Origin of the sequence: Actinacidiphila bryophytorum (genome assembly GCF_016916835.1) — a bacterium.
Lineage (GTDB): Bacteria > Actinomycetota > Actinomycetes > Streptomycetales > Streptomycetaceae > Actinacidiphila > Actinacidiphila bryophytorum.
This window is the reverse complement of the sequence record NZ_JAFFIX010000020.1, coordinates 78,237-96,585: the sequence shown is the minus strand read 5'-3', so window position 1 is coordinate 96,585 and position 18,349 is coordinate 78,237. Positions and strand designations below refer to the sequence as shown.

At 72.0% G+C, this 18,349-nt stretch carries 17 protein-coding genes; 13 read left to right on the top strand and 4 right to left on the bottom strand.

Features of this window, described 5'->3' with window-relative positions; all coding sequences use genetic code 11:
* Positions 1-26 precede the first annotated feature (26 nt).
* Positions 27-1,061: a LacI family DNA-binding transcriptional regulator gene (locus tag JT723_RS25455; RefSeq protein WP_205047111.1), complete on the bottom strand. Its 1,035-nt coding sequence runs from the start codon at positions 1,059-1,061 to the stop codon at positions 27-29.
* 142 nt (positions 1,062-1,203) lie between these two features.
* Here JT723_RS25455 and JT723_RS25450 point away from each other — a divergent pair, with 142 nt between their 5' ends.
* From JT723_RS25450 to JT723_RS25435, 4 genes are read left to right on the top strand one after another with little or no spacing between them, the layout of a single operon-like run.
* Positions 1,204-2,502 (top strand): ABC transporter substrate-binding protein, encoded by a 1,299-nt coding sequence (locus JT723_RS25450; RefSeq protein WP_205047110.1) that lies wholly within the window; start codon positions 1,204-1,206, stop codon positions 2,500-2,502.
* 14 nt (positions 2,503-2,516) lie between these two features.
* Entirely contained in the window at positions 2,517-3,473 is a 957-nt protein-coding gene (locus JT723_RS25445; RefSeq protein ID WP_205047109.1) for a carbohydrate ABC transporter permease, read from the top strand.
* The gene (locus tag JT723_RS25440) at positions 3,473-4,291 is read left to right on the top strand and encodes a carbohydrate ABC transporter permease (RefSeq protein WP_205047108.1); all 819 of its coding nucleotides are present in this window, start codon (positions 3,473-3,475) and stop codon (positions 4,289-4,291) included. The genes JT723_RS25445 and JT723_RS25440 overlap by 1 nt, the downstream gene beginning before the upstream one ends.
* Before the next feature lie 8 nt (positions 4,292-4,299).
* Positions 4,300-6,675 (top strand): beta-xylosidase/alpha-l-arabinosidase, encoded by a 2,376-nt coding sequence (locus JT723_RS25435; protein ID WP_456057499.1) that lies wholly within the window; start codon positions 4,300-4,302, stop codon positions 6,673-6,675.
* A 137-nt stretch (positions 6,676-6,812) separates the two neighbouring features.
* On the opposite strand, the gene JT723_RS25430 is transcribed toward JT723_RS25435, so the two are convergent.
* Positions 6,813-8,603 (bottom strand): FAD-dependent oxidoreductase, encoded by a 1,791-nt coding sequence (locus JT723_RS25430; protein WP_240166165.1) that lies wholly within the window; start codon positions 8,601-8,603, stop codon positions 6,813-6,815.
* A 238-nt stretch (positions 8,604-8,841) separates the two neighbouring features.
* Between JT723_RS25430 and JT723_RS25425 the strand changes: the two genes are divergently transcribed.
* The 9 genes from JT723_RS25425 to JT723_RS25385 all read left to right on the top strand — a co-directional run bounded on the left by JT723_RS25425 (position 8,842) and on the right by JT723_RS25385 (position 15,706).
* Positions 8,842-9,969: a SchA/CurD-like domain-containing protein gene (locus JT723_RS25425; RefSeq protein WP_205047107.1), complete on the top strand. Its 1,128-nt coding sequence runs from the start codon at positions 8,842-8,844 to the stop codon at positions 9,967-9,969.
* Between the two features lie 80 nt (positions 9,970-10,049).
* Entirely contained in the window at positions 10,050-10,511 is a 462-nt protein-coding gene (locus tag JT723_RS25420; protein WP_205047106.1) for a cupin domain-containing protein, read from the top strand.
* A complete protein-coding gene (locus JT723_RS25415) occupies positions 10,508-11,773 on the top strand; it encodes a beta-ketoacyl-[acyl-carrier-protein] synthase family protein (protein WP_205047105.1) in 1,266 nt (421 codons plus the stop codon). The genes JT723_RS25420 and JT723_RS25415 overlap by 4 nt, the downstream gene beginning before the upstream one ends.
* Entirely contained in the window at positions 11,770-13,026 is a 1,257-nt protein-coding gene (locus tag JT723_RS25410; RefSeq protein WP_205047104.1) for a beta-ketoacyl synthase N-terminal-like domain-containing protein, read from the top strand. Before JT723_RS25415 ends, JT723_RS25410 begins: the two co-directional genes overlap by 4 nt.
* Positions 13,027-13,087: 61 nt before the next feature.
* Positions 13,088-13,345 (top strand): acyl carrier protein, encoded by a 258-nt coding sequence (locus JT723_RS25405; protein WP_205047103.1) that lies wholly within the window; start codon positions 13,088-13,090, stop codon positions 13,343-13,345.
* A gap of 3 nt (positions 13,346-13,348) precedes the next feature.
* Positions 13,349-13,819 (top strand): SRPBCC family protein, encoded by a 471-nt coding sequence (locus JT723_RS25400; RefSeq protein ID WP_205047102.1) that lies wholly within the window; start codon positions 13,349-13,351, stop codon positions 13,817-13,819.
* A 67-nt stretch (positions 13,820-13,886) separates the two neighbouring features.
* Complete coding sequence (locus tag JT723_RS25395) at positions 13,887-14,216, top strand: TcmI family type II polyketide cyclase (RefSeq protein ID WP_205047155.1); 330 nt, start codon at positions 13,887-13,889, stop codon at positions 14,214-14,216.
* Between the two features lie 189 nt (positions 14,217-14,405).
* Positions 14,406-14,825: a hypothetical protein gene (locus JT723_RS25390; RefSeq protein WP_205047101.1), complete on the top strand. Its 420-nt coding sequence runs from the start codon at positions 14,406-14,408 to the stop codon at positions 14,823-14,825.
* 155 nt (positions 14,826-14,980) lie between these two features.
* Positions 14,981-15,706 (top strand): class F sortase, encoded by a 726-nt coding sequence (locus JT723_RS25385; RefSeq protein ID WP_205047100.1) that lies wholly within the window; start codon positions 14,981-14,983, stop codon positions 15,704-15,706.
* An 87-nt stretch (positions 15,707-15,793) separates the two neighbouring features.
* On the opposite strand, the gene JT723_RS25380 is transcribed toward JT723_RS25385, so the two are convergent.
* Complete coding sequence (locus JT723_RS25380) at positions 15,794-16,870, bottom strand: methyltransferase (RefSeq protein WP_372441378.1); 1,077 nt, start codon at positions 16,868-16,870, stop codon at positions 15,794-15,796.
* Positions 16,871-16,952: 82 nt separating this feature from the next.
* Positions 16,953-18,278 carry a right-handed parallel beta-helix repeat-containing protein gene (locus JT723_RS25375; RefSeq protein ID WP_240166164.1) on the bottom strand — a complete coding sequence of 442 codons (1,326 nt, stop codon included), beginning with the start codon at positions 18,276-18,278 and terminating at the stop codon, positions 16,953-16,955.
* Positions 18,279-18,349 lie beyond the last annotated feature (71 nt).

Below are 18,349 nucleotides of genomic sequence, written 5' to 3'. Positions count from 1 at the left end.
CGCTTGCGGCGGCCGATCGGTGCAGGTCAGGCCCGCGCGGCTGACGGGGGTGGCGCTGTGCTGCGTCTGATCACCAGGCTGGTGGCGAGTTCCATCCGGGTGGTGGACGTGGTGGAGGGTGCGGCGCGCAGCCGCAGCATCATCCGGGAGGCCTCCTCCGCCATCCGGCGCAGCGGCTGCCGGACGGTGGTCAGGGCGGGGCGGGACCACTGGGCGACGGCGACGTCGTCGTAGCCGACGACGGACAGGTCGGCGGGGGTGCGCAGCCCGTGGGCGCCGGCGGCTTCGAGTACCCCGATGGCCTGCAGGTCGCTGCCGGCGAAGATCGCGGTGGGGCGGTCGGGCCTGCCCAGCATCCGCATGGCCTGCTCGTAGCCGCCCTCGACGTGGAAGTCGCCGAAGGCGATCAGGTCGGGGTCGATCTCGATGCCGGCGGTGGTCATGGCCGAGCGGAAGCCGTCGAGCCGGGCCAGCGAGCACATCATGTCCTCGGGGCCTGTGATGATTCCGACACGGCGGTGGCCGAGTTCGATCAGGTGCCGGGTCGCGGCCAGGCCGCCGGACCAGTTCGCGGAGCCGACGGAGGGCACGTCCGGCTCGGGGTCGCCGGCCGGATCGATGATCACGAACGGTATGGACCGGGAGCGCAGCTGCTGCTTGAACTCGTGCGGCAGCGCGGAGAAGACCAGGACGACGCCGAGCGGCCGGCGGCGCAGCACTCCCTCGATCCACTCGGTGCCCGGCGAGTGGCGGGTGCCGCTCTCGGTGAGCACCACGCTGGCGCCGATCTCCTTGGCGACCTTCTCGACGCCGAGGATCAGCTCCATCGCCCAGATGGCGTCCAGCTCGTGGAAGACGATCTCGATCAGTGGCGCCTCGGGGGCGCCGCGGGACGTCCGCCGGTAGCCGTGCAGCTCCAGCAGTCGTTCGACCTTCAACCGAGTCAGGGCCGAGACGTCCTGACGGCCGTTCAGCACTTTCGAAACTGTCGAGATCGAGACCCCGGCAGTTTCGGCGACCTGGGCGAGCGTGACCCGACCCTCGTCCACCTCTTCATCCATAAGAGCGCAGCGTACGGCACATCTCCGCGTAACGCTTTGATAACCCACAGCCCGAGGGTTGACCCTTTCGTACGTGCACCTTAGCGTCACACCGCGCAGCAATTTTCGGCGACGGTGCCGAAATATTTCGAAAGGCTGGACGATGAAGAAGAGATGGCTTCCCCGTGCCGTGGCCGGCAGTGTGGTGCTCGCCCTCGGGCTGACGCTGGCCGCTTGCGGCGGCGGCAGCTCCAGCAGCAGTGGCTCTGGCAGCTTCACGGTTCTCGTGTACGGCGACGCGAGCAACAAGGTCGAAAAGCAGATCATCGACACGTTCAACAAGACGTCGAAGGTCAAGGCGAAGCTCCAGACCATCCCTGGGGCCGACTACCAGACCAAGCTGCAGACGCTCATCAACACCAAGCAGGCCCCGGACGTCTTCTTCAACTGGGGCGGCGGCAGCATCGCGCCCTTCGTCAAGGCCGGTCTCCTCCTCCCGCTCGACGACATGATCGCCAAGGACCCGGGGCTGAAGTCCAACTTCCTGCCCTCGGTCTTCAACGGCGCGGTCGTGGACGGCAAGTCGTACGGCATCCCGATGCGCGGCACCCAGCCGGTCATGCTCTTCAACAACAAGAAGGTCCTGGCCGACAACGGCCTCACCGCCCCCAAGACCTGGGACGACCTGCTCAACGCGGTGAAGGTCCTCAAGGCCAAGCACGTCACCCCGATCGCGCTTGGCGGCGGCGACCAGTGGCCGACCCTGATGTGGTACGAGTACATGTACGACCGCATCGCGGGCCCTGGCCTGTTCGAGAAGGCCATGGGCGGCGACAAGTCCGCATGGGACAGCGCCGACAGCCGCGCCGCACTGGCGAAGCTCAAGGAACTGATCGACGCCGGCGCCTTCGGCACCAACTACGACTCCGTCAAGTACACCGACGGCGGTTCCGTGGCGCTGGTCGCGCAGAGCAAGGCCGCGTTCGAGCTGATGGGCTCCTGGTACTACTCCCAGCAGCAGCAGGACAACCCCGACTTCGCCAAGAGCGGTCTGGGCTACAGCTCCTTCCCGACCGTCGACGGCGGCAAGGGTGACCCGACGGACATCGTCGGCAACACCAACAACTACTACTCGGTCCTGAAGAAGACCAAGTACGCCGACGCCATCGCACAGTTCCTGAAGCTGCAGTACAGCGACGAGTTCGTGAAGGCGCACATGGCGATCGGCAACCTGCCGACCACCACCAACACGGTGAACTTCCTGGACACCGCGGCCATCCCGGACTACGCGAAGTTCCAGTACGACCTGGTCAAGAGCGCTCCCTCGTTCCAGCTCTCGTGGGACCAGGCCTACCCGCAGTCGGCCAGCAACGCGATGCACACCGCGGTACAGCAGTTCTTCGACGGCAAGATCGACGCCGACGGCTTCATCAAGGCGATGCAGGCCCTGCCCACATCCTGAACCGGGATCCAGAAATGACCACCACTGATTCATCCAGGGTGGGGAAGCGCCGGCCCGCACTCCGGGCCGGCGCCCGCTGGCCGGGCCGCAGGTCCGGCGCCTCCGTGGCCCGCCCAGGCTTTGCCTGGGCGGCGCCCGCCACCCTGTTCTTCACTCTTTTCGCCGTCCTGCCGCTGATCATGGTCGCGGTGCTGTCCTTCGCCGAGTGGGACGGCGTCGATGCGCTCTCCTTCACCGGCGTGGACAACTGGAAGACGCTGGTCCACGACCACGTCATGCTCCAGAGCATCTGGCTCACGCTGCTCACCACGGTGCTCGGCGTCGTGGTCCAGACGCCCCTGAGCATCCTGCTGGGCGTGTGGGCGGCCGGAAAGCAGCGCAACCGGGCGGTCCTGTCCGCGATCTACTTCGTCCCGCTGCTGCTGTCGGCGACCGCCATCTCCATCCTGTGGCGGGCACTGCTCGACCCGAACTTCGGCGTGCCGTCCCAGGCCCGGTGGCTGTTCGGCGACGGCAACCTGTTCGGTCACCAGAGCACGGCCATCGGGGTGCTGATCTTCGTCGGCGCATGGCAGTACACGCCGTTCCACACCCTGATCTACCAGGGCGCCACCCGCGCCATCCCGCAGGTGCTCTACCAGGCCGCGGCGATCGACGGTGCCGGCCGCATCCGGCAGTTCTGGTCCATCACCCTGCCGCAGCTGCGCACCACCATGGTCACCTCGATGATTCTCATGGTGGTCGGCGGCATGACCGTGTTCGACACGGTGCTGATCCTGACCCAGGGCGGCCCCGGCACCGACACGACGACCACGCCGTACTACTCGTACGTCAAGGGCTTCAAGGACTTCCAGTTCGGCTACGCCTCGGCCATCGCCCTGATCCTGGTGGTCATCGCCACGATCATCTCGCTCGTCATCGTCAAGTTCTCCGGATACGACAAGATGCGCAGCTCGTCGGAGGGACTGTGATGAAGCGCCGTCCCAATTACCTGGCCGGTTTCGGCTCACTCGTCTGGCTGGTCCTGATCGGCCTGCCGCTGTACGTCATGCTCGCGGCGACCCTGCAGAGCCGCCCGGACTACTCGTCCAACGGTCCGCTGTCATGGCCGAAGCACTTCACGCTGTCCAACTACACCCAGGACTTCTCCAACGGGTTCGGGCACTACTTCCTGAACACCCTCCTGGTCACGTTGGCCGTGGTGGCCATCGTGCTGCTGCTGATCCCGCCGCTGTCGTACGCGATCGTGCGCAACCAGGGCAGGACCACCACCGGTGTCTTCCGGCTGTTCCTGCTGGGCCTCGCGATCCCGTCGCAGGCGGTGATCGTGCCGATGTTCTACCTCATCACCAAGGCCGGTCTGTACGACAACCTCATCGGCGTCATCCTGCCGACCGCGGCGTTCTCGCTGCCGGTCTGCGCACTGGTCCTCACCGGTGTGATGCGGGAGATCAACTCCGAGCTGTACGAGGCCATGGCCATGGACGGCGCCACGCCGATGCGCACGTTCTTCCAGTTGGTGGTGCCGCTGTCCAAGGGCGGCCTGTCCACGATCGTGGTCTTCTCCGCCCTCCAGGCGTGGAACGGCTTCCTCTTCCCGCTGGTCCTGACCCAGTCCGACTCGTCGAAGGTCATCACCCTCGGCCTCTTCAACTTCCAGACCGAGCACGGCATCGACGTCCCCGGCCTGCTGGCCGCGGTCGTGCTGTCGATGCTGCCCATCTTCATCGTCTACCTGTTCGCCCGCCGTGCCCTGGTCCAGGGACTCATGGGCGTCGGAGGAAAGTGACCGGCACCGTGGCCGAAGACAACAAGTCCGCTACTCCCCCGTGGAGGAACACCTCCCTCGCCCCGGAAGACCGGGCCGATGCGCTGATCGCGGCGATGACCCTGCCGGAAAAGGTCGCGCAGCTGTTCGGCATCTGGGTGGGTGCATCCGACGAAGGCGGCGAGGTCGCCCCGTACCAGCACGAGATGGAGGAACCGGTCACCCTCGAGAGCCTGCTGCCGCAGGGTCTCGGCCAGCTGACCAGGTCGTACGGCACCGCGCCCGTCGACCCGGCGCTCGGCGCGCTGTCCCTGCTGCGCACCCAGCGCCGTATCGCAGCGGCGAACCGTTTCGGCATTCCGGCCGTCGCGCACGAGGAGTGCCTGGCCGGCTTCGCGACCTGGGGCGCCACCGCCTACCCCGTGCCGCTGTCGTGGGGTGCCGCCTTCGACCCCGAGCTGGTCCGCACCATGGCGGCCAGGATCGGGCGCGACATGCGCGCGGTCGGCGTGCACCAGGGCCTGGCCCCGGTACTCGACGTCGTGCGCGACGCCCGCTGGGGGCGGGTCGAGGAGACCATCGGCGAGGACCCGTATCTCATCGGCACGGTCGGCACCGCCTACGTCCAGGGCCTGGAGTCGGCCGGCATCGTCGCGACGCTCAAGCACTTCGTGGGCTACTCCGCCTCCCGCGCGGGCCGCAACCTCGCGCCGGTCGGCATGGGCACCAGGGAGCGGGCCGACGTGATGCTGGCGCCGTTCGAGATGGCGCTGCGCGAGAGCGGCGTCCGCTCGGTCATGCACGCCTACACCGACACCGACGGCATCCCGTCGGCCGCCGACGAGGAGCTGCTGACCGGGCTGCTGCGCGACACCTGGGGCTTCACCGGGACGGTCGTCGCCGACTACTTCGGCGTCGCCTTCCTCAAGACCCTGCACGGTGTGGCCGGCACCCTCGGCGAGGCGGCGGGCGCCGCACTGGCCGCGGGCGTCGACATCGAGCTGCCCACCGTGAAGGCGTTCGGCGAACCGCTGCTCAAGGCGCTCGCCGACGGCCAGGTCTCCGAGTCGCACGTCGACCGTGCGCTGCGCCGCGTGCTGGTCCAGAAAGTGCAGCTCGGGCTGCTCGACCCGGACTGGGACCCGGTGCCCGAGGCCCTGGCGGACGCCGACCTCGACGACACCGCCGCGCTGCGCGGCATCGTGGACCTCGACTCGGCGCAGAACCGCGCGGTCGCCCGGCAGATCGCCGAGCAGAGCGTGGTGCTGCTGCGCAACGACGGCACCCTGCCGCTGGAGCGCCCGGCCAGGATCGCGGTCATCGGCCCCAACGCCGAGGTCCCCACCGCGGTGCTCGGCTGCTACTCCTTCCCCGTGCACGTCGGCAGTCAGCACCCGGAGGTGCCGCTCGGCATCGAGCTGCCCACGCTGCGCGAGGCGCTGGCCGCGGAGTTCCCCGGCAGCGAGATCGTCACGGCCGCGGGCTGCGGGATCGACACCGACAGCACCGAGGGCTTCGCCGAGGCCCTGCAGCTGGCCGCCGACGCGGACATCGTTGTCCTCGCCCTGGGTGACCGGGCGGGCCTGTTCGGCCGCGGCACCAGCGGTGAGGGCTGCGACGCCGAGACCCTCAGGCTGCCCGGTGTCCAGCAGCAGCTGCTCGACTCCCTGCTCGACGCCGGCACCCCGGTGGTCGTCACGCTGCTGGCTGGACGCCCCTACGTGCTCGGCCGTGCGGTGTCCGAGGCCGCGGCGATCGTGCAGACGTTCTTCCCCGGCGAGGAGGGCACCGGCGCCGTCGCCGGTGTGCTGTCGGGCCGGGTGGCGCCCTCGGGCCGCCTCCCGGTCAGCATCCCGCGGCAGGCCGGCACCCAGCCGACCACGTATCTGGCGGCCAAGCTCGGCCAGGCCGGCGAGTCGTCCAACATCGACCCGACGCCGGCGTTCGGCTTCGGCCACGGTCTGACGTACACCACCTTCCAGTGGACGGACCTGGACGTGCCGGACCTGCAGGCCGGCACGGACGGCGAGATACGTCTGTCCTTCACCGTCCGCAACACCGGTGAGCGCGCGGGCACCGAGCTGGTGCAGCTGTACCTGCACGACCCGGTCGCCTCCGTGGTGCAGCCGGTGCAGCGGCTCATCGGCTACCGCCGGGTGGACCTGGAGCCGGGGCAGGCCACCCGGGTCGAGGTCACCGTGCCGGCCGACCTGGCGTCCTTCACCGGGCGCGGCGGCCGGCGCATCGTGGAGCCCGGCGAGCTGGAGCTGCGGCTCGGCGCGTCGTCCACGGACCTGCGGCTGACCGTCGCGGCCACGCTGACCGGACAGGTGCGCGAGCTGGATCACACGCGCCGACTGCACGCGGCCTTCAGCACCTCCCCGGAGCCGCTGCCGGTGGCGTGACAAGGCAGCGGGCGGCCCGGAGGGGGGCCGCCCGCACGGGCGGCCCGGAGGGGGGGCCGCCCGCACGCGAGGAACGCGGCGACGGCCGCCGGTGCTCGACCGGCGGCCGTCGCCGCGTCCGCATGCCGCCCGCCGGGTCAGTCCAGGCTGAGCACCTGGCGCAGCACCGCGGACAGTTCCGCCGCGGGGTCGGCGCAGCCCGCGGTGGCGCGCCAGGCCACGAAGCCGTCGGGGCGTACGAGCAGCGCGCCGTCCTCGCCGGTGCCGTGCGCCGCGGAGAAGTCCTCGCCGGGCTCGGTCACCAGGTCGGCGTCCTGCCCCGCGCCGACCCGGTAGCGCTCCAGCGGTACGCCGAGGTCGTCGCCGACGCGGGCCGCCGCGCTGTGCCAGGCAGCCCCGGCCGTGCTCCCCGCGCGGGTCAGCAGCACCGGCACCCGCTCGTACAGGTCGAGCGTGGAGACCTTCTCACCCTCCCGGGTGACCCACATGTGCGGCGCCCGGGTCCCGGGCTCCCCCACCCACAGCCGCGGCCCGCGGCCCGCGGGGGGCCGGCCGGCCGGCCGGGCCTCGGGGTGCACGGGAACGGCGGGGCCGCCGGGCTGCGGGGCGGCGGGGGCGCCGTCCCGGTCCGGGACGGTGGGGACGACGGGGCCGCCCGTGCCGCCGGGGCCGGGCGGCGGCGTCGGGACGACCGGGCGGTCGGGGTCGACGCCGACGACGGCGCCCGCCGGGTAGCGGTAGCCCAGCGCCACGGTCAGCACCCCGCTCTGCCGGTTGCCGCCGGCCGGGGCGGCGTCGTAACCCGGGTGGCTGTGCTCGGCCGAGCGCTCGGAGGCGCGGGCGCTGGTGGCCACCGCGACCGGCCGCCGCTCGGCGCCGTAGGTCTCCAGCAGGCCGGGACCCGCCCAGCCGCCGAGGACGGCGGCGAGCTTCCAGGCCAGGTTGTGGGCGTCCTGGATGCCGGTGTTGGAGCCGAAGGCACCCGTCGGCGACATCTCGTGGGCGGAGTCGCCGGCCAGCAGCACCCTGCCCTGCGAGTAGCGCTCCGCCACTCTTTCGGCCGCGTGCCAGGGGGCCTTTCCGGTGATCTCGACCTCCAGGCCCGGCACGCCGACCGCGGTGCGGATGTGCGCCGCGCACCGCTCGTCGGTGAAGGCGTCGAGCTGCTCGCCGCGCTCGGGGTGCCAGGGCAGGTGGAAGACCCACTCGGCCTCGTTGTCGACCGGCAGCAGCGCCCCGTCGGCGTCCGGGTTGGTCAGGTAGCAGGCGATGAAGTGCCGGTCGCCGACGACCTCGGCGAGGCGCTTGGCCCGGAAGGTGACGCTGACGTTGTGGAAGAGCTCGCCGGCGCCGGTCTGGCCGATGCCGAGCCGCTCGCGCACCGGGCTGCGCGGCCCGTCAGCGGCGACCAGGTAGCCGGCCCGGACCGTGCGGGTCTCGCCGGTCTCGCGGTACAGCAGTTCCGCGGTCACACCGTCCGAGTCCTGCTCGAACGACCGCAGTTCGACACCGAAGCGGATGTCGCCGCCCAGCGCGCGGGCCTCCTTGAGCAGGACCGGCTCCAGGTCGTTCTGGCTGCACAGGCACCAGCCGGACGGGCTGAACGCGGCGAGTCCGCCGCCCGGGTCGATCTCCCGGAAGAGCCAGCGCTGGTTGTCGCCGGTCAGCGACTCGGCCTGCAGGATGCCGTGGTTGCGGGACAGCACGGAGGCGGCGGAGCGGATCGCCGGCTCGATGCCCGCGGTCCTGAACAGCTCCATGGTGCGCACGTTGTTGCCGCGGCCGCGCGGGTGGTGCGAGGTCGCGGCGTGCTTCTCGACCAGCAGGTGGTCCACGCCGAGCCGGCCGAGGAAGAGGGAGGTCGACAGCCCCACCAGGGATCCGCCGGTGATGAGGACCGGTACCCGGTCGTCTGACGTCGGTTGCATCTGTTGCTCCAGCCTGTACGGGCACACGAGGCGCGGCGCCGGGGTCCGGAACACCGTCGTCCGGTCCCGCTCTCTCCATGCCCGGTCGGCGCCGCGCGGCGGTGTCCTGGCGGCGCATTCGCCCGCATGGACCGCAGATCTCGCGGCGTTGGTGGGATCGAAGCACGATCGGGCTCAGGGCACCGGAAACGCACACGGGTGCGGACCGGGCGATCACCAGCAGAGGGAGAAGTGGAAGATGACGACCCTGTCCGGACAGCCGGGGACGGCCGGCACCGCGGCCGGCGCACAGGAAACCGAGCCCGCGCGGCTCCGCGTGGTGCTGCTGCTCGACATCCAGAAGGGGGCGCAGCAGCGCTTCCTCGACGCGTACGAACTGCTGCGCAGCCAGGTCGCCTCGGTGCCCGGGCACGTCAGCGACCAGCTGTGCCAGTCCATCGAGGACCCCTCGCAGTGGCTGATCACCAGCGAGTGGGAGAGCTCGGAGCCCTTCCTGGCGTGGGTGGACAGCCCCGAGCACCGCGAGATGGTCAAGCCGATGCACGCCTGCGTCAACGACACCCGCTCGCTGCGCTTCGACGTGCTGCGTGAGACGTCGGTCGCCGGGCACACCGGCACCCGGGCACCGCGCCCCGAGCGGGCCGGTGACGGCCGCGTCCGGCACGCGATCACCTTCACCGTCCGCCCCGGCAGCGAGGACAAGGTCGCCAAGCTGCTGGCCGACTACGCCTCGCCGTCCGCGCGGGTCGACTCGGCCACCCGGCTGTGCAGGACCTCGCTGTTCATGCACGGCAACCGGGTGGTCCGCGCGGTCGAGGTGAGCGGCAACCTCGTCGCGGCGCTGCGGCACGTGGCCCAGCAGCCCGAGGTGCGCGCGGTCGAGGAGGCCATCAACCCGTACCTGGAGGAGGAGCGCGACCTGACCGACCCGGAGGCGGCCCGGGCGTTCTTCACCAGGGCGGGGCTCCCGGCGGTGCACGAGGCGGTGGCCGAGGCCGACCGCACCGGCCAGGTGCGCCGGTACGCGCTGCACTACCCGGTGCGGGGCGGCAGCGGCGCCGCGGCGGCCCGGGTGCTGGCCAGGTCCGACGAGCTGGCGGCGGCCGACCCGACGGGGTCGCTGGTGCGCAGCACCGTCTTCCAGCGCGACGACATCGTCGTACGCGTCATCGACCTGGCAGGCGCAGCCGACGAGGACCTGGCGCTGACCACCGGCACCGCGGACCGCGACCTGGCCGCGGAGCTGAGCCGGCTGCTCGAACTGCCGGACGCCGTCGGCGACCTCGGCGACGACAAGGGCCGCAGGCAGCTGCTGGCGCACCTGGAGATGACCCTGGTCACCGACCGCCACGCACAGGACGCGTGACCGCAAGCCCGCTTTCCCGCACGCGCGGGCCGGCCGCCGCTCTTCCGCGGCCGGTGTGACTTCACCTGGAGGCACCCGTCATGACCGCTCAGCCCCCCCGGATCGTGCACGTGGACGAGATCGAGCCCAACCGGCGCCGCGGTGGTGATCTGCGCGCCATGCTCACCCCGACCGTCAGCGGATCGACGAGCGGCTTCATGGGCGTGGCGATGATCCAGCGCGGTGAGCGCATCGCCGAGCACTACCACCCCTACTCGGAGGAGTTCGTCTTCGTCGTCAGCGGCGACCTCGAAGTCGACCTCGACGGCACGCCGTACGTGCTGGGCGCCGACCACGGGCTGCTGATCCCGAAGGACGTACGGCACCGCTTCCGCAACGTGGGCGACACCGAGGCGCGGATGGTCTTCCACCTCGGCCCGCTCGCGCCGCGCCCCGAGCTGGGGCACGTCGACACCGAGGACGCGGCGGGCAACCCGCTGGTCGCCGACGGTGCCAAGGCCCGTGCGGGACGGCCGCCGGAAGCGGCGGGGGCGGTCTCGTGACCCGGCGGGTCGCGGTGACCGGGGTCGGCGTCGTCGCCCCTGGCGGGGTGGGCGTGCCCGCGTTCTGGGACCTGCTCACCGCGGGGCGCACGGCGACCCGGGGGATCACCCGCTTCGACGCCTCGGGATTCAGGTCCCGAATAGCCGCAGAGTGCGACTTCGACCCGGCCGCCTGCGGCCTCGACCCCGACCGGCTGGCCCGCGCCGACCGCTACGTGCAGTTCGCGATGGCCGCGGCCGACGAGGCGCTGCACGACGCGGGGCTCGACCCGGGCGCCGAGGACCCCTGGCGGATCGGGGTGTCGCTGGGCACCGCGGTCGGCGGCACGACCCGGCTGGAACAGGACTACGCCCTGGTCAGCGCGGGCGGTGAGCGCTGGGACGTGGACCACAGGCCGGCCCTGCCGCATCTGCACCGGGCGTTCACGCCCAGCGCGCTGTCCGCGGAGGTCGCCGAGCAGGTCGGCGCGCGCGGCCCGGTCCAGACGGTGTCCACCGGCTGCACCTCGGGGCTCGACGCGGTCGGCTACGCCTTCCAGAGCATCGAGGAGGGCCGGGCCGACATCTGCATAGCCGGCGCGTCGGACTCGCCGATCTCGCCGATCACGGTCGCCTGCTTCGACGCCATCAAGGCGACCTCGCCCAACAACGACGACCCGGAGCACGCCTCCCGCCCCTTCGACGCCGACCGGGACGGCTTCGTCCTCGGCGAGGGCGGCGCGGTGCTGGTGCTGGAGGAGCTGGAGCACGCCAGGGCGCGCGGCGCCCGGGTGTACTGCGAGGTCAGGGGCTACGCCTCGTTCGGCAACGCCCACCACATGACCGGGCTGACCCGCGAGGGCCTGGAGATGTCGCGGGCCATCGACCGTGCACTGGCGCACGGCAGGATCGACCGCACGGCCGTGGACTACGTCAACGCGCACGGCTCGGGCACCAAGCAGAACGACCGGCACGAGACCGCGGCGGTCAAGCGGTCGCTGGGCGAGCACGCCCGCAGGACCCCGATGAGTTCGATCAAGTCCATGGTCGGGCACTCCCTGGGTGCGATCGGCGCCATCGAACTGGCCGCCTGCGCACTGGCGATGGAGCACGGCGTGGTGCCTCCGACCGCCAACTACGAGACGCCCGACCCCGAGTGCGACCTCGACTACGTGCCGAGGACCGCGCGCGAGCTGCCGCTGCGGACCGTGCTGTCCGTCGGCAGCGGCTTCGGCGGCTTCCAGTCCGCCGTGGTCCTCAACCGGGAGGAGGCGAGCCGATGACCGCCAAGCCGAGCAGGCCGGACGAGCGCCGTACGGTGATCACCGGGATGGGCGTGGTCGCCCCCACGGGTATCGGCACCGAGGAGTACTGGAAGGCCACCAAGGAGGGCGTCAGCGCGCTCGGCCCGGTCACCAGGGAGGGGTGCCGCGAACTACCGCTCGCGGTGGCCGGCGAGGTGCACGGCTTCGACCCGGCAGCACTGGTCGAGGAGCGCTTCCTGGTGCAGACCGACCGCTTCAGCCACTTCGCGATGGCCGCGGCCGACATGGCGCTGGGCGACGCCGCCCTGGACGCCGCGGGCGCAGGCGAGTTCGCCATCGGCGTGGTGACCGCGGCCGGCTCCGGCGGCGGCGAGTTCGGCCAGCGCGAGCTGCAGCAGCTGTGGGGCCGCGGCCCGAAGTTCGTCGGCCCCTACCAGTCGATCGCCTGGTTCTACGCGGCGAGCACCGGCCAGATATCCATCCGCGGCGGCTTCAAGGGCCCCTGCGGGGTGGTCGCGGGCGACGAGGCGGGCGGTCTCGACGCCTTCGCCCACGCGGCCCGCAGCATCCGCGGCGGCACCGACGCGATGGTCGTCGGCGCCACCGAGGCACCGCTGGCGCCGTACTCGGTCGTGTGCCAGCTGGGCTACCCGGAGCTGAGCCTGGTGCGCGAACCGCAGCAGGCGTATCTGCCCTTCACCGACCGGGCCTGCGGTTTCGTCCCCGCCGAGGGCGGCGCGATGTTCGTCACCGAGGAGGAGACGGCGGCCCGCGAACGCGGTGTCACCGCCCGGGCGGTGATCGCCGGGCACGCCGCGACCTTCACCGGCTCGGCCGACTGGGCCGCCTCCCGGGAGGGCCTGGCCTACGCGATCCGCGGCGCGCTCGACGAGGCCGGGGTCGCGCCCGAGGAGGTCGACGTGGTCTTCGCCGACGCCCTCGGGGTGCCGGCCGCCGACCGGGCCGAGGCGCTGGCGCTGGCCGACGCGCTCGGCCGGCACGCGGCCCGGGTCCCGGTGACCGCCCCCAAGACCGGTACCGGGCGCGCCTACTGCGGTGCCTCCGCGCTGGACACCGCGTGCGCGGTGCTGGCCATGGAGCACGGCACGGTGCCGCCCACCCCGAACGTCACGGACGTGAGCGGCGGCCTCGACCTGGTCACCGGCCACGCCCGGCAGGCCGACCTGCGCACCGCCCTGGTGCTCAGCCGCGGGCTGCTCGGCTCGAACTCGGCACTGGTGCTGCGGCACGGCGCCGACGCACGTCCCTGACCCGTCCGACCGTACGTCCCCACTCCCCCGCACATCCCCCTCTCCTCGTAAGGAGCCGCTCATGCACACCGAACTCACCTACGCGGAACTGGCCTCCCTCATGGAGCGCAGGGCCGGCGTCATCGTCGACCCGGCGGACCTGGAGCTGCAGTCCGACACGCCCTTCGCCGACTTCGGCCTCGACTCGCTGGGCCTGCTCGGCATCGTCGGCGCGCTGGAGAACGAGCACGGCGCCACCATCCCCGCCGACGCCGACGCCTGCCGGACCCCCCGGGAGCTGCTCGACGTCGTCAACGACGTGCTGAAGGCGAGGGCCTGAGCCATGGCAGCGCACACCGAGAACGAGATCACCGTCAACGCCCCGCTGGACCTGGTGTGGGACATGACGAACGACCTGGAGCACTGGACGCAGCTGTTCAGCGAGTACGCGTCGGTGGAGATCCTGGAGCGCCAGGGCCGCAAGACCACCTTCCGGCTGACGATGCACCCGGACGAGAACGGCAAGGTGTGGAGCTGGGTCTCCGAGCGCGAGCCGGTGCCCGAGACCCGTACGGTCACCGCCCGCCGCGTCGAGACCGGTCCCTTCGACTTCATGGAGATCTTCTGGAGCTACCACGAGGTCCCCGGCGGCACCCGGATGCGCTGGGTCCAGGACTTCGCGATGAAGCCGGACGCTCCGGTGGACGACGCGGGCATGACCGCGCGGATCAACGCGAACTCCGCCGTCCAGCTGGAGCTGATCAGGGACAAGATCGAGCAGCGCGCCCGCGAGCAGGTCGCGGTCGCCAACTGACGCCGTGCCCGGGCGGGCCGTGCCTGCCCGGGCTCCCCCGCACACGCAAGCAGGAGAGGACGTGACCGTGCACCGCGCACTGATCGTCGCCCGTATGGCACCCGGCTCGGCGGACGACATCGCCGAGGTCTTCACCGAATCCGACCGCGGCGAGCTGCCCCGGCTGATCGGGGTGAGCGGCCGCAGCCTGTTCCAGTTCGGCGACCTCTACTTCCATCTGATCGAGGCCGACGGCCCGCCCGGGCCCGCGGTGGCCCAGCACGCCTCGCACCCGGAGTTCAAGAACATCAGCGAGCGGCTGTCGTCGCACGTCAGCGCCTATGACCCGGCGACCTGGCGGTCGCCGAAGGACGCCATGGCGCGGGAGTTCTACCGCTGGGAGCGCAGCGGCGGCTGACGGCCGCCGGCCGCCGCGGGTCCCCCGTGCGGCGCAGCGCGCCACCCGGAGGGCGCAAGGGTCACCCCCTTGCGGCCCTCTCCGGTGGCGCGCCACTGGTGCATGACTGACGGTGAACATGTCGCTACTGCGCACCCTCGGATGACGACCTGTCATCCGACGCATGCGCGACGGAAGGAAACCCTCACCATGCGCACTGCCCGCACCCTCTTCGCCGGAGCTGCTCTCTCCGCAGTCCTCGCCATCGCCGCCCCGGCCGCCCACGCGACGGGTGCCGTCAACGCGTACGACCCGAGCAGCCACGGTTCGTCGCACTCCTCCAACCACCAGGCCGCCTCCGGTGACAGCGCCACCACCTCGGACAGCAGCGCCGACAGCTCTGCCACCACCTCCGACAGCACCGCCTCGGACGACGCCACCGCCCAGCAGGGTGACGCCGGTTCGTGGCACGGCAAGCGCCCGCACGGCGGCGTGCACACCGGCGGCGGCGGCATGGCGCTGTCCGGCGGCGGCATGGCGGCCGGCTCCGTCCTGCTGCTCGGCGGCCTCGGCGCCGGTGCGGTGGCGCTGCGCCGTCGCCGTACGCCCGCTGGCGGCCTCGCGGTCTGACACCGGGTCCGCCCGGTGACCGGCTGAAAGACCGCCGCACCAGTTCCACGCTGTGTCCTGCCGTGGCCACCGCCGCTTCCCGCGGCGGTGGCCACGGCAACATCCGGCCCCCGTGCCGAACGCACTGTCCGCGAGCCGATGAAAGGCATCGCCCCATGTCCCAGCAGTACCCGCCGCCTCCCCCGGGGCCGGCGGACGCCGCGCCCGGCCCACGCTCCCGCGTGCTGCGCTGGGCGGTCGCCGCGGCAGCCCTCGGCGCCCTGATGATCTACAACTCGGTCGACTCCTCGGGTACCGGCCTGCCCGGTCCGCCGCCGTCCGCGGCGGCGCCGCCCAGCGCCACGGCCAGGACGCCCGCGACCGCCATCGGCCCCGCCCCTGCGGCATCCGCGCCGACGGTCGGTCTGCCGGGCCTGCCGCACTCCAACCCGACCCGGCTGACCATCAAGAGCATCGCGGTCGACGCGCCCTTCACCCCGCTGCACCTGGACGCGGCCGGCAACCTCAAAGCGCCGCCGGCCGGCAACACCAACCTCGTCGGGTGGTACGCCGAAGGTCCCACGCCCGGCGAGCGCGGCCCGGCGATCGTGGCGGGGCACGTCGACACCAAGACCGGCCCTGCCGTCTTCCTGATGCTGCGGCTGCTCAAGCCCGGCGCGACCGCGGACATCAGCAGGGCGGACGGCACGGTGGCGACCTTCACCGTCGACTCGGTGGAGATGTTCTCCAAGGGCAAGTTCCCCGACCAGCGGGTCTACGGCAGCACACCGGACCCGCAGCTGCGGATCATCACCTGTGGCGGCTCCTACGACCGCTCCAAGAAGGACTACACCGACAACGTGGTGGTCTTCGCGCACCTCAGCTCCTCGCGGAAGGCCTGAGGGGCCGCGCAGCCCCGCGGACAGCAGCCGACGGCCGGCCCGGTTCACCCGGGCCGGCCGTCCTGTGCCGCAACCGCTGACCTGGGGTCAGGAGCCGCGGACGGTGCTGTCGAAGGCGTGCAGATAGGGGTTGACCGGGCGCACGTCGCCGACCGCGAGGCCGGCCTCGGTCATCCGGGTGACCAGGCTCTCCCTGGTGTGCTTCTGACCGCCGACGTTGAGGAGCAGCAGCAGGTCCATGGCGGTGGTGAACCGCATGGACACGCTGTCGTCCACCAGGTTCTCGATGACCAGCACCCGGGCTCCGGGGCGGGCCGCGGAGACGACGTTGCGCAGCGTCCTGCGGGTGCTGTCGTCGTCCCATTCGAGGATGTTCTTGATGATGTAGAGGTCCGCGTCGACCGGGATCTCCCGCCGGCAGTCGCCGGGCAGCAGGGTGGCCCGGTCGGCCAGCGCACCGCCCGGCCGCAGCCGGGGGTCGGCGTTCGCCACGACCTTGGGCAGGTCGAGCAGGGTGCCGTGCAGCGCCGGGTGCTTCTCCAGCAGGCCGGCCAGCACGTGGCCCTGGCCGCCGCCGATATCGGCGACGGTGGTGGTGCCGGTGAGGTCGAGGCTGTCGACCACGTCGCGGGCGGACTGCATGCTGGAACGGGTCATCGCCTTGTCGAAGACGGCCGCCGATTCGGGCGCGTCGTCGTGCAGGTAGTCGAAGAACCGCTTGCCGTACAGGTCGGCGAAGACGTCCTGGCCGGTGCGCACCGCGTCGTCCAGCCGCGGCCACGCCTCCCAGGTCCACGGCTCGGTGCACCACAGGGCGATGTTGCGCAACGAGTCGGGCGCGTCCTCGCGCAGCATCCGGGACATCCCGGTGTGCACGAAACGGCCGTCGGGCTGCTCGGCGAAGATGCCGTAGCTGGACAGCGCCCTCAGCAGCCGGTTCAGCGGCCGGGGCTCGGTCCGCAGCGCGGCGGCCAGTTCCTCGGCCGTGGCCGGCTCCTCCTCCAGCGCGTCGGCGACGCCGATCCGGGCCGCGGCCCGGATGGCGGCGGCGCAGGCCGCGCCGAAGACCAGCTCGCGCAGCCGCATCACCGACTGGTCAGGCGCGTGCTGCGGGGGTGCGGGGGTGGCCGCAGGTGGCGCGGCGGCCGGTTGGGTCATCGTCATGTTCGGCCCTTCTGGTCATGCCGGGTCGGTGCCGGGAACGGGCGGGGGCGTGGTGCGCGCGGCGGGCCGGCGTACCTGCCGGTCAGCACCGGCCGGCCGGCTCGGAGACGCTGCACGAGTTCGCGCTGAAGGTGTTGCCCGTGCCCTTGGTGTCCCGGTCGGCCAGGTCGGCCGGGCTGTTGCCGGTCAGGGTGTTGCCGCTGACCTGGTCGCGCAGGTTGGCGACGCCGACCTCGCTCGGGTAGAGCACGACACCGCCGGACATCGGGGAGGTGCCGGAGTTGCCGGTGATGGTGTTGTCGGTGACCCGGGTGTCCTCGGCGCCGGTGAGCAGCACGCCGGTGCCCTGGATGGCCGGCAGCCGGCCGTTGGAGGCGCAGAACTTGTTGTTGTCGGTGATCTTGTTCTGCCGGATGTCGAGGTCGCCGGCCTTGGGGTTGTTCTCGTCGCCGACGACGAAGACGCCGCCGCAGTTGCCCGTGACCGTGTTGTTCTCGACGGCCAGCACGCGCGCCCGGCGGACCGTCACACCGATGCGGTTGCCCGACAGGGTGTTGCCGGCGATGACCGTGCCCCGGGTGTCGAGGGCGCCGCCCTCGGCGTTGACGAAGTTGGACACGAAGATGCCGGACTGGCCGTTGCCGACGGCCTCGTTGTCGCGCAGCACCGCCCGGGTGGACTTCTCCTGGCTGATGCCCTGCTGGCCGTTGTTCTTCACCGTCACCCGGCGGACCACCATGCCGTCGGTGCCGGACACGTCGATGCCGTTCGCGCGGAATCCGGTCACGGTGACGGACTCGATGCGGACCGCGGTCAGCGCGTGGCCGTCGGCGCCGGTGACGCAGATGCCGTGCCCGGCGGCGGCGCAGGCCGCCTGGGTGGTGGTGCCGGTGACCGTCGTGGAGGTCTCGGTCTTCGCGGCGTCGGACTTGCCTGCGTCGGACTTGCCTGCGTCGGACTTGCCGGCGCCGGACGCACCGGCGGCCGGCATGTCGGCGCCCGTGGTGGAGGTGTGGGACTGCGCGGCGCCCGGCTTCGCGGCGGCCGATGCCGTCCCGTTCGGGGTCGCGGCGGCCGCAGCGGACTGCGTGCCGGTCGGGCCGGTGACCGGAGCCGCCGCGGGGGCGGTGCCGGGGGCGGGGCTCGGGGCGGCCGGTGCGGCCTGGACGCCCTGCCCTGCCGGGGCGGTGATCGTGACCAGGCCGGAGCCGACGCCTTCCAGCGTCACGTTCCTGGTGATCTGCACGCTCTCCCGGTAGGTGCCGGGCATCACGAGAACGGTGTCGCCGTCGGCGGCCGCGTCGACCGCCGCCTGGATCGACTGTCCCTCGTGCACCAGCTGCACGCCCCACTCCGCGTGCGCGGCGGGCGCCATGGCGACCCCCGCTCCGAGCGCCGCGACCGTCATGACTCCTGCGATATACCTGCTGTGCCGTACGGGCATCGCCCTGACCTGCCTTTCTCGACCCGGCAGAGCAT